Origin of the sequence: Burkholderia sp. FERM BP-3421, from assembly GCF_028657905.1 — a bacterium.
GTDB lineage: Bacteria > Pseudomonadota > Gammaproteobacteria > Burkholderiales > Burkholderiaceae > Burkholderia.
The window spans coordinates 561371-574241 of sequence record NZ_CP117781.1; the positions used below are offsets into that span (position 1 = coordinate 561371).

Annotated in this window: 4 protein-coding genes and 1 pseudogene; all 5 read left to right on the forward strand. The window is 63.9% G+C overall.

Features of this window, described 5'->3' with window-relative positions; genetic code table 11:
* Nucleotides 1-62 precede the first annotated feature (62 nt).
* Nucleotides 63-1499: a DUF1254 domain-containing protein gene (locus Bsp3421_RS05615; protein WP_273997338.1), complete on the forward strand. Its 1437-nt coding sequence runs from the start codon at nucleotides 63-65 to the stop codon at nucleotides 1497-1499.
* A gap of 167 nt (nucleotides 1500-1666) precedes the next feature.
* Nucleotides 1667-5395 carry a DUF748 domain-containing protein gene (locus tag Bsp3421_RS05620; RefSeq protein WP_273997339.1) on the forward strand — a complete coding sequence of 1243 codons (3729 nt, stop codon included), beginning with the start codon at nucleotides 1667-1669 and terminating at the stop codon, nucleotides 5393-5395.
* A gap of 784 nt (nucleotides 5396-6179) precedes the next feature.
* Nucleotides 6180-8804 (forward strand): annotated as a pseudogene (locus tag Bsp3421_RS05625) (type VI secretion system Vgr family protein).
* Nucleotides 8805-8823: 19 nt separating this feature from the next.
* Nucleotides 8824-11172, forward strand: a complete 2349-nt coding sequence (locus tag Bsp3421_RS05630) for a T6SS effector phospholipase Tle3 domain-containing protein (protein ID WP_273997340.1) — start codon at nucleotides 8824-8826, stop codon at nucleotides 11170-11172.
* Entirely contained in the window at nucleotides 11169-12854 is a 1686-nt protein-coding gene (locus Bsp3421_RS05635) for a type VI lipase adapter Tla3 domain-containing protein (RefSeq protein ID WP_273997341.1), read from the forward strand. The genes Bsp3421_RS05630 and Bsp3421_RS05635 overlap by 4 nt, the downstream gene beginning before the upstream one ends.
* Nucleotides 12855-12871 lie beyond the last annotated feature (17 nt).

Genomic DNA, 12871 nt, shown 5'->3' on the forward strand with positions numbered 1-12871 from the left:
ACCATGCCATGCTGGCCGCCGCTCAACCGCGCAGTCCGGCTGCGCGTCTGTCGCACCATCACATGATAAGAATTCAACGAGAAACCGTTTACATGCGGCGCGCGTGCGCGTCGCTCGTCATCGCCGCGCTGCTGTCCGGTTGCGCGGCCACGCCGGAGGCCATCCAGCGCAAGACCGGCTGGATGCGCAGCGAAGTGGCCGATTCCTATATCTACGCGTATCCGCTCGTGCTGATGTCGGTCGCGAAGCAGGCCGCCACCGGCGGCGACGGCGCGCAGCCCGGCCAGGCGCCCGTCAACACGCTGCGCCACGCGCAGGCGCTGCCGCCGGCCGGCGCGTCGAATCCGCCGCTGCCGGGCGTCGATACGCTCGATTCGACCGGCTGGCTCGAGGTCGGCGCGGAGCCCGTGCTCCTGTCGCTGCCGGACACCCGGGGCCGCTACGTGGACGCCCGCGCGCTCGACATGTGGACCAACGTGCTCTGGTCGAGCGGCGCGAGCGCGAACCCGCGTTCCGGCATCAGCAGATCGCAAACGATTGCGTTCGTCGGCGCGGGGTGGACGGGCGCTTTGCCGGCCGGCGTGACGCGGGTCGAGGTGCCTGCGCGCGACGTGTGGCTGGAGATCCGCATCCAGACGAGCGGCGGCCGCGACCTGACCGCGGTCAAGAAGCTCCAGCGGGCGATCCGCGTGGTGCCGCTGTCGGTGTACACCGGCGCGGCGCGCGGCGCATCGATGGCGGTCCACACGGGCAGCGCGCCCGCCGAGGCGGCGAGCGGCGGCACGCCCGCCGCGCAGGTGGCCGCGCTCGATGCCAAGACTTTCTTCGAGCGTTTCGCGCAGGCCGTGCAGGACAACCCGGCCGCGTCCGACGACACGCACGCGCAGGAGATCCTCGCCGACATCGGCGTGACGGCGGGCGCGCCGGTGCCGTGGTCGGGCGACCGCCTCGCCGCGGCGGACGGCGGCGTGGCCGAGGCGCGCGACCGGCTGGCCGCGCCGCCGTCGAACCTGCTGGCCGCGAACGGCTGGAACTGGATCGGCGACAGCGCGGGCAGCTACGGCCAGGACTACGCGCTGCGCGCGTACGCCGCGTCGACCCGCTTCGGCGCGGCGACGCGCGACGACGAGACGCTCGCGCTGGTCCGCACCGACCGCGACGGCCAGCCGCTCAACGGCGCGAACCGCTACGTGGTGCGTTTCCCGGCGAATGCGCTGCCGCCCGCGCGCGCTTTCTGGAGCCTGACGACGTACACGCCGGACGGCGCGCTGCCCGAGCTGCGCGGCCCGCGGCGCTCGCTCGGCGACCGCGACCGGCTGCGCCGCAACCGCGACGGCTCGATCGAGATCGTCGTGTCGGCGACCTCGCCGGGCGGGGCCGCCGCGTCGAACTGGCTGCCCGCGCCGCGCGCCGATTTCGCGCTCGCGCTGCGGCTCTACGCGCCGAGGAAACAGGCGGCGGACGGCACCTGGCAGCCGCCCGCCGTCGTGCGCAAGTGAACGTCTTGCCGCGCCACTCGTCATACGAACGCATCCGCGCGCGCTGAACGGCGCGCGGATGCGTCGCGAGACGTCCAGCGCCTATACTTCGGAAAGCTGGACGTCTTCTTTTCCGTCTTTCCCCGGCGGCGCGCCTGCGTCGTCCCAATGGCACTTCACGTTTCCGTATGGCAAGCCTCGACAAAGCAACCATTCATTCGACCTTGCAGACACTCCGCGGCGTCGCCCGCGCGCGGCGCACGAAGCGCATCGGCCTCGGCATACTGATCTTCCTCGCGCTGTTCGGACTGCTCGGCTTCTTCGCCGCGCCGCCGCTGATCCGTCATCTCGCCGAGCAGCAACTGAGCCGGCAGCTCGACCGGCCCGCGACGATCGGGCGCATCGCGCTCAATCCCTACACGCTCAATCTCGAAGCGGACGACGTCCATGTCGGCGAACGCGGCGGGCAGGGGAATTTCGTCGACATCGGCAAGCTCGTGGTGCGGCCGTCGTGGATGTCGCTCCTGCGCGGCGCGCCGATCGTCAACGAAGTGCGGCTCGACGCACCGCGCTTCCGGATCGTCCGCTACGACGCGCAGCGCTTCAATTTCACCGACCTGATCGACAAGTTCTCGACGCCGTCGAAGCCCGACAGCAAGCCGACGCGCTTCTCCGTGTCGAACATCCAGGTGCATGACGGCCGCATCGAGTTCGACGACCGCCTGCTGAACGCGCGCCACGTGATCGATCAGTGGTCGCTCGGCATCCCGTTCCTCGCGACGCTGCCGTCGAAGACCGACATCTTCGTGCAGCCGACCTTGCGCGCGCGGCTCGACGGCAGCCCGATCGCGATCGACGGCCGGACCAAGCCGTTCGCGCAGACGCGCGAGTCGGAGGTGAGCGTGAAGTTCGACGGGCTCGACGTGCCGCGCCTGTTGTCCTATGCGCCGGCCAAGCTGCCGGTGGTGGTGCGCTCGGGCAGGCTGTCGAGCGACCTGACCGTGAACTTCGCGATGGCGGGCGAGACGCCGGCGGTGCGCGTGTCGGGCACTGTCGACCTGAACGATGCGCAGGTGACCGACCCGGCCGACAAGCCGTTGTTCGCGGCGCACGCGATCCACATCGCGGCCGCGCAGCTGGAGCCGCTGCACCAGAAGCTGCATTTCGACGAGATCCGCATCGATCAGCCGGTGATCGATCTCGCGCGCGACCGGCAAGGTGTGCTGAACGTCGAGAAGCTGGCGGGCCCACCCGCCGCGCCTGCGGCGGCCGCCTCGGGCGCGTCGGCCGCCGCCGCCGAAGCGGGCAAGGCGGAGCCGCTCGACCTGACGATCAAGCGCTTCGCCGTCAACGGCGGCACGATCAACCTCGACGACAGCGTGCCGACCCCGGCCACCACCGTCTCGCTCACGCAGCTCGCGGCGACGCTCGAGAATTTCTCGCTGCAAGGCAGCGCCCCCGCGCATTACACGCTGTCGACCGAGGTTGCGCACGGCGGCGCGTTGAAGGCGGCGGGCAACGTCAGCGTCGCGGCGAAGCAGGCCGATACGCAGCTGACGGTCGATGCGCTGGCGCTGCCGGCCGTGCAGCCGTACCTCGGCGAGGTGACGGCGGCGCGCGTGCTCGACGGCGCGCTCAGCACCGCGATCAACGCGAAGGTCGATTGGGGCAAGACGCCGCTCGACGCGCAGGTCAGCGACAGCACGCTCGATCTCAAGTCGCTGAAGATCGCGCTGCCGAACGCGAAGACGCCGGCGCTCGCGCTGCCGCAGGCGAGCGTGAAGATCACGAAGGTCGATGCGGCGGCGCGCACGGCCGAGATCGCGAGCGTCGATGCGAGCGGGCTTGCGCTCGACGTGCAGCGCCTGAAAAACGGCGACATCGACCTGGCCGCACTGGCCGGCCCGCACGAGCGGGCGCCCGCGCGCACGGTCGCGGGCAAGGCGCAGCAGGCCGCGCCGTCGTGGCACTACCGGATCGACGCGCTGAACCTGAACGACGCGAAGGCGAACTTCACCGACAATTCCACGCCGCGCCCGGTGCGCATCGCGCTCGCGCCGCTGCAATTGAAGGTGCAGCAGATCAGCGACGATCTGTCGAAGCCGCTGCCTATCGCGTTGAAGACGACGCTGAACCGCAAGGGATCGCTGAGCGTGTCGGGCGACGTGACGGCATCGCCGCTCAAGCTCGGCCTCAAGCTGAACGGCGATCGCCTCGACGCGGCGGCGTTCGAGCCGTACTTCGGCAGCATGCTGAACGCGACGATCGCCAGCGCGCTGCTCAATGCGAACGGGAATCTGGCATTCACGCAGGCCAAGGATGCGATGAAGGCCTCGTATCGCGGCGACATGGCGCTCGTCGACGTGCGGCTGCTCGACAAGGCCACCTCGGACCGCTTCGCGGGCTGGCGTTCGCTCGCGCTGTCGAACCTGAAGGCGAATTACGACAGCGCGCGCGGGACCGACGTGGATGCGGCGCGCGTGACGTTCGCCAACTTCTACGGGCGCGTGCTGCTCGATGCGCAGGGGCGTTTGAACCTGAAGGACGTGGTGGCGAAGGAGAGCGGCCCCGCGCAGTCGCTCACGCGCGACGCGAGCGGCAAGGAGCCGGTGCCGCTGACGCCGCAGCCGGCCTCGGAGGCGCAGGCCGCGCATGCGGCGGCGCCCGCGTCGGCCGCATCGGCGCCCGCGCCGACCGTGGTGAAGGCGCCCGAGGCGCCGCAGCATCCGGTGCATCTGCGGTTCGGCCAGCTGGTGCTGCAGAACGGCCGCGTGAGCTATACCGACAACTTCATCAAGCCGAACTACACAGCCGACCTCGTATCGATCCAGGGGACGGTGGGCGCGTTCGGCACCGAGTCGACCACGGCCGCGCCGGTGGACGTCAACGCGAAGCTCGCGGCGAACGGCCCGATCACGATCAAGGGCTCGGTCAATCCGCTGATCGCGAAACCGGCGCTCGACCTCACGGCGTCCGCGCACGACATCGAGCTGACCAACCTGACGCCGTACTCGGCGAAGTACGCGGGCTATCCGATCACGAAGGGCAAGCTGAACGTCGACCTGCATTACAAGCTCGACAACGATCAGCTGGGCGCGAACAACCACATCTTCATCGACCAGCTGACGTTCGGCGACCACGTCGACAACGACACCGCGACCAAGCTGCCGGTGCGGCTCGCGATCGCGTTGCTGAAGAATTCGCGCGGCGAGATCGACGTGAACATTCCGGTGTCGGGCTCGCTGTCGAATCCGGAGTTCAGTATCGGCGGGTTGATCTGGCATGCGGTGCTGAACCTGCTGCAGAAGGCGGTGACGTCGCCGTTCACGCTGCTCGCGAATGCGTTCGGCGGCGGCGGCGAGGAACTGGGCTACGTCGAATTCGCGCCGGGCTCGGCGGAGTTGAGCGACGCGTCGCAGAAGAAGCTCGACACGATCGTGAAGATGCTCGCCGACAAGCAGTCGATCCGGCTCGACCTGATCGGCCGCGTGGATCCGGACAAGGATCTGCCGGGGCTGCGCGACGCGTATGTCGACCGGCTCGTGCGGCAGCAGAAGCTCAAGGACGTGGTGGGCCAGGGCGAGAGCATCGATCCGATGACGATCAAGGTGACGCCCGAGGAGTACCACACGTACCTGACGAAGGCGTACAAGGATGCCGACTTCAAGAAGCCGCGCAACCTGATCGGCTTGCAGAAGACGCTGCCGGATGCGGACATGAAGCAGGCGATCGCCGCGCATGCGCCGGTGGACGATGCGGCGCTGCGCTCGCTCGCGCAGCGCCGCGCGCAGTCGGTCCAGCAGTACCTCGACGGCAAGGTCGATTCGAGCCGCGTGTTCGTGGTCGCGCCGAAGCTCGATGCGAAGGGCATCGAGGACAAGGGGGCGACGACGCGCGTCGACTTCGGGCTCAAGTGATGCGGCGCGCCGCGGGCGGGGGGAACGGCTCGCGGCGCGGCGGCGCGCAGGGTCGCCGCGTCGGCGTCGCTTCGCCCCGGTTCTGGCCGCTGTGCCTCCCAACCAATCCTGTCCGAGCAGCGGCTTCACGCGCGGGATCGCCTCGGCGTCCGGGGCGCGCGCAGATATTTCCGATCCTGACTGCGTGCGCGTGATGGGAATGGGGCGAGGAGGTCCAACGATCTGACTGCAACCATCGTTGACGTTTATGTCGTCGGTTTTGGCGGTTGTGCAGCGGGTTCACGCCAAGCATAAAAGCAATGCTGCCGGCTGGCTGCTTCAAACCGTCGGCGAACCGGTACGTTCGATTCGAGATCGTATGTACGGTCCGCATCAAGCTGGGCGGAGAATGGCCGACAACGATTAAAAATATAACCCGCGACACGTTGGTCGCATGCTTATCGGCCCAGGCATGGCATGCAGTTCGAGATCGTATTTTTTCGACGTCGTGAGCGGGCTCGATCGGATATCGACGTCTTCATGGAATATATATATTCATAGTTCACCTTGATATGCTGCGACGCTTCAAGGTGAGCAACCCTCTCAGTTGAATCTCACGGGTGAATTGCCTCATCGACACGAGATCCGAGAGAGGCCGCTTGTGAGCTTAGCCAATACAGTGAGGACAATTGCGTCCGGGGCGCTCGATTGGAACAATCGGCCCGTCGCGTTGGATTTCGGGAAGGCGCAACGCTCGGTCGGGCAATTTCTGGCCCTTCAACACGCTGATCTGCACGAAGGGCTGATGACCGGTATTCACGGACATTTGACCTGTGTGTCGGCTCGCCACGATCTGCCGCCCAAACGCCTCATGGGCTTGCCTGTTTCAGTGCGGATCGTCACGGATCGAGGCCGGCTGCACACCATCGATGCAATCGTCACCCACGTCCAGATCGGCGCATCGGATGGCGAGCTGACGGTGTACCAGCTGACCGTCAGCGACGCGCTGTCGTTGATGGAAAAGCGCATCAATTCACGCGTGTTCCGCTCGCAGTCCATTATCGAGATCCTGCGGGTGATGTTGGACGAATGGCGGCGATACAGCCTGGTGTTGACGCAGACGTGCGAATTCGATCTGTCGAGGCTCGACGAGAGCCGCTATCCCGCTCGGGAAATCACCCGTCAGGTCAATGAGTCGGATGCGCATTTCGTGCGTCGCCTGCTGCGGCGCGAAGGTATCACGGTATTCGTGAAGGCGGGTCAGGAGAGGGGCGAACGCGGCGCTGTCGATGAGACGCCGGTGCATACCCTGGTGTTCTGCGACGACCCGATGCGTTTGTCGCAGGCGTCGGCTGGCACGGTGCGCCTGCATCCGCGCGATGCAGGCGCGGAAGAGCGCGACACCATCACGTTGTTCGCGCTGCACCAACGCCTGATTCCGGGCAAGACCGATCGGCCTTCCTGGGACTACAAGAAAGCCCGGACGGATGCGTCGGACGTGCCGACGAACGCGGATCAGGGCGAGGCGGGCAACGATCTCGCCCGGTTGTTGACGGATACGGTCATCGATATTCCGCACGTCGGCGATTCCTGGGGCGATCACGATCGCCTGACCCGCGCCCGGATGCTCGCGCATGAATTCGAGGCGGAGATTTACGACGGCGCGAGCGGGGTGCGCGATCTTGCGGTCGGCAGTTGGTTCACCCTTGGGGGCGATCCGGAATGGGATGCGCCGCCAGTCGATCAACGGCAGTTCGTGATCACGTCGCTTCATCACGACGTCTGGAACAACCTGCCCAAAGGGCTGACCGATCGCGCCTATGCACTCTTCGCCGCGAGCCGCAACCTGAACCATCGCGCGCCCGTGTTGCCGCCTGAACTGGCGGACGGGTCGGATACCCGGTACGGGAATACTTTTTCCTGTGTGCGACGCGGCGTCCCGCTCAACCCTGCTTACGATCCGCACGTCGATCTGCCGCCGGCGCACTTGCTGACCGGCGTGATCGTCGGGCAGCAAGGCGATGAGGTGTTTTGCGACGCGCACGGCCGCGTTCGCGTGCAGATACAAGGCCTCGATCCGGCAGACCATGCGCATGCCCGAGGCGCGGGCACCCAGGGCGACGCGAACGACAGCGCCCCGGTGCGCGTCGCATCCAGCTAGGCCGGGCCGAACTTCGGCGGGATGTTTTTGCCGCGCGTCGGCATGGAGGTGCTGCTTGGTTGTATCGCGGGAGATCCGGATCGATTGGTCATCATCGGCGTCCTGCCGAATGGGGCGAATATGCCCGCCATGTTCAGCCATACCGGCAATCTGCCGGGCAATCGTTACCTGTCCGGGCTCAAGACGAAGGAAATCAACGGTCAGCGATACAACCAGCTCCGGCTCGATGACACGCCACATCAGATCAGCGCACAGCTGGCGAGCGAGCATGGCTTCTCCCAACTCAATCTCGGCTACCTCACGCAACCGCGCAGCAATGGCCAGGGCGCGGATCGCGGCGAAGGCGCGGAGTTGCGCACGGACGCGGCGGCCGCGCTGCGCGCCGCACAGGGGATCCTGCTGACGACCTATGCGCGGACGCAAGCGGGCGGCGGCCAACTCGATCGTGAGGAACTGATCCGCTTGCTGGGCCAGTGCGGCGAGTTGTTCGAAGCCTTGGGTCGTTACGCGGGGCAACACGGCGGGTGGGCGGCCGATGCGGCGGGGCAAGGCGCCGTCGCATCGGCATTCGAGGCCTGGAAGGCGGGCGATGCGAGCGCCGCCGACGGTTCGCAGGCGCTGCTGGCGTTCGGTGCGCAAGCCGGCTCCGTCAACGTGACACCGAGAACCCACGTGACCTATGCCGGTGAAAACATCGATCAGGTGGCGCAGCAGCATGTTCAATTGATGAGCGGCCAGCGCTTCAATGCGACGGCCGGGCACGGCATGCAACTGTACGCCCGCGGCGCTGGCGTGCAGGCAATCGCAGGCGAAGGTCCGGTGTTGTTGCAGGCGCAGGCGGATACGCTCACGGCGAGCGCCCAGAAAGGCATCAGGATCACGACGAACGACAACGAGGTGCTGGTGACCGCGCCGACGATCCGGCTCGTTGCCGAAGACGGGAGCTATATCAGGATCGGAGACGGCATCACGCTCGGTACGAATACCCGGATTGTGTTGCAGGCGGCGTCGCATGAGTGGGATGGGCCATCGACGCAGCAGGTTTCGAGCGCGTCGTTCAACAGCCAACCGACCGACCAGCAATTCCGGTTGCATTTCCCCGGGCATACCGCCGAGGCCCCCGCGCTCGCGGCCAATCAGCACTATCGGATCACGTTGGACGACGGCCGCGTGTTCGAAGGCAAGAGCGACGCGAGCGGCCTGACGAGCGTGGTGAAGGACGATGTGATGCGCATCGCCAAGGTCGAGATATTGAAACCGTCGCTTTGAGCGGTGGGAGGAGGGATATATGACGGAAAAGAATGACGACTATCGCGTCGCGGCTCAGGGGGCCGGCGTCACGATGTCTAATCGACCGGATGCGCGCAATGTCCCTCTGCCTGGGGATCTGCCGGGCATCGTCATCTTCATACACGGCGTGAACGATCCGGGGGCGGCTTGTTCGGTTGTGGAGCAGGGCTTGTGTCAGGGGGTGAACGATCGTCTGTCGCGGACCGATTTGAAGGCGGGGCGCTATGGTGTTGGGTATCTATCGGCTGCCAGGAAGCCCAAAGCCGATGTCGATATCGCCGATGCCGAAGTCCTGAGTGATCCCGATACCTATCTGTATCGTCGGACGGAAATCGCCAATCTCACGAAGAGCTTTTTCATTCCCTTCTACTGGGGCATGCGCGCCGATAACAGCGACATCGCCAAGATCGACAATCCGGGCGAGGTCAAGAGCAGGACGGCAGACGAGAACGGGAACCTCATGACGCGCGGGCAGTATCAGGATATCCACGGCAATCGGCTCGATGCGCACTTCGCGAAGGCTGGGGGTTTCTTCGCAAATGCGACCAACAACATCCCGCAGATGTATGACGAAGGATTCAAGGCGGATCGAAAGACGCGGTTCGTGACGCGGCATGCACTGGGCGGCAACACCGTTTATGCAGCGGACTCTCCCAGTCGCCGCTATTTCGTTCTGGCCGCCACGCGCCTCGCGAATCTGATCACGACGATCCGGACGATTCAACCCAAGACGGTTGCCGAAGCTCACGGGTTGAACCCCGCCAATGAAACGATCACGATCATGGGGCATAGCCAAGGCACGATCATCGCGCTGCTGGCGCAAGCCATCCTCAAGCAACAGGGGCAGCGTTGCGTGGACTGTCTCATCATGGTCGACTCGCCGTACTCCCTGTATCAGACGGAAGCGTGCAACCAGACCGGGCATGCCAAGCTCAAGACCCTTATCGATATCGTCAATGCCGTGACGCAGGAGCCGCATACGATTCCGGACCTAGCCGAGCTGATGATCAACCACGAGAAGCATGGCGGTCGCACTGGGGCTGGTTGGACGAAGACCCAAGGCAAACGTCTGGATGAAAGTGGAAAACGTTGGGTGACGTTCGACGAACGTGACAATCGCGGGAAGGTTTACTTGTATTTCTGTCCGGAAGACGCCGTGGTGGGGTTGAAGAAGATACGCGGCATCGGTACGTTCGGCGTGCCCGATGCCGTGCCTGCCGACGGCGATGCGCTGAAGACCAATCCGGGGAAGACCATGCCGGCGATGCCGGTGTTGGGGCAGCAGAAGTCCGGGCAACGCTTTTTCCAGCGCATGTGGACACGAATGGAAAGGGATCAGGACGGCAGCGGAAAATTCGAGAAGGTAAAAGTAGGGCTGCCGCCTGCTCGCCTATCGGTTCGCGAGCGATTTGAACGATTGGCGCCCGGCCCCGAGACAGATGGTTCGATATCGGGCACCGCGCTCGAGATGAGTAAGAGCGCATTTCTCCATGCATCTTTCGAACGCGACGACATTCGCTTCATCAACGGAGAGGAACTCAAGCCGCCCTGTGTGCCCGACCTGTACGGGGGAGAGGTCGTGCGCGGCGGCCCGCGGCCGGGGAAGGCCGATGTGGCCGGCTTGACGGGGCTTGATGATGTGACGAAGAACATTGTCCTGGGCAATCAGTACGCGAAGCTCAAATGGAAGATGGTCGAGCGTTTCGTGATGGGTGCGCCCGGAGACTTGGAACGGGTCAAGGCGGAATTCAATGCCAACAAAGCGGTGGACGACCAATCCGAGAATTGGCGGATCAGGCCGGTTCCCTTCATGGCGATGGGAAATCCAGGTTCGAAGATGGCCTATTGCGTCGAGCGGGAAGAGACGCCCAACGAAGCGCGCGCGCGAATGAGGACGGATCGCGGGGCCTACGAGGTGAATAACTACCACTCGGGCATCTTGCGCAGCGCCGGAAATCATCGGTGGGTGACGGCGATGGATGTGGCTATTGGTCAAGCCGTGACGCTTGATGACCCGGTTTGGCGGGAGTTGTTGATCTTGATGGCTGATTGGAGGATGGATGATTCAGCATTATTCAAAATAAAAAATAATTTGAACTACAAAAGATTAAATCAGGGAGCGCAAGATTTTATTCAGGCATGTGCCGATTACTATTCGGTCGGTATCTTTCCAGAAAAATATGTATCGAGCACATTTCCTCCCCTTGTGACTAGTGAGTTGACCTCAACTGCCGCGTTCGCTTCGAGACGAGTACAAGTTGAGTACGAGAAACGAGAGGCACAAGAAGTTCGAATGGTGGATGGGAGCAAGAAGCTCAGGCAAGTGCTCCAAGGATACCGGCAATGATTGCAAAACCTCGCCCTTGGCCTTACATCGCGATCTTCGTTTTGACCACACTTATATGGATTGTCTTGGTCATGGCGAGATCGCACAGATATTGGGAAGAAGCTGGCCAGGAGATGTTCCATATGGGAAGCTATATTCGGAATGGCGTGCTCGTAGTGCTTGCGGTCATCATCTTTGCATATGGACTTCGCGCCGCGTTGATACATCGATTGTCCGCGTCTGCCGGTCATTTGGCTGAATCGAACTCGGGAGACATAACCGAAAGAAAGATGCACGGATTCAACGGTTCGCCTGCGATGCTGTCTCAAACAGGAAGCAAATACGTTTTAGAAGTGCGAGGTGCGAGCATTGTTACCGGGTGGGAGACTAACCACGAAATCTGGAGGGAGATCGAAGCAAAGAAAGATAACCACCAGACCTACATGTCACAAAACCCGGAGGACTATCCGGACAACGACGGACACAGGCTCGACAACCACCGCATTGTCTCCGGCACGGGCTTCAAGTTTGCCGCCCGTCGCGCTGTCGAATATTGGCCTGTGCCCGTCATCATTTGGGGGCCGCCGAAGGATAAAAGAAACGACTATCGTGCTGCCAAGCAGATCGCAGGTTTGCGCCAGAAAGCAAGCCTGGGTGTGACGCTGTTGCTTTGGGGCGCTGACGCGAATACCGACGATGGCGTGGAAATGATCGAGAAATTGTTCGCCTTCTTCGATGCGCATCCCGACGTGCCGGAGGTTTTGGTGTTCAGTTCGGACGGGTCGATGCTACGTTCCCTTCTCAGACCTCCGGGAAGCGGTGGCGCGCCGCAAGCAGGCCATATCATTCCGGAGCGTCCGGATTGCAGCGGTGGAATGTTGTTTGCACGATCGGATCGAGTCGATAAACTCGTTCGCCCTTTCGTCATCGATCAAACTGCACAGATCAACAAGAACAGCACGGGTTACGACATCACCAAGTTATGGAATTTCTTCTGGGCCACGAACGACGATCGGGGGCCGGACAGCTTCAATGCTCATTATCTTGCACAAGAAAAAGCAGCGGGCGTCGATGATCCGTCCGCGCTCGGTTCCATGTCGTTGAACTGGTGGCATGCCCAACTGCCCGAACTCTGGAAGACCATCGACAACAAAGGGCCCGGCGATTTCACACCGACGCCATACCTCCCGGTGCGGTGGACCACCTGGCAACTCAAAAAATTCGACAGCGCACCGCTGCTCGGTTATCTCCATCGCCCGGTCGACGTGAAGTTGACGGACGACCATGGACGCCCCCTCAAGACCTCAGCCCAAGCAACAGCATTGCAAGCCGGCTGGGAACAGGCGCGCGCGGCCCTGCCGGACGGCCAGGAGCCGAAGCGCGTGTTCTACGACACGACGGGCGATCGTCTCTCGATGATTCCATTGAACCGGGCTCTGGCGCAGATCGGCGGCCCGGCGCCGAACCTGAACGATGTCGAGGAGGGCTATGACATCGGCGCGCGCATCGGCAACACCGGCGTGACGTCCCCGCTTATACAAATCGGCCTGGGGCTGATCGCCAGTTACCAGAACGGAGGCGCCAGCGCGACCGTGAACCGTCGCCCGAACGGGACGACGAGCATCATCATGGTCAGCCCGCCGGATGCGGAGATCAAGGCCGCATGGGACCAGAAGACGAGCGGTGCAAACCCATTCAAATAGATCGAGACGAGGTCATC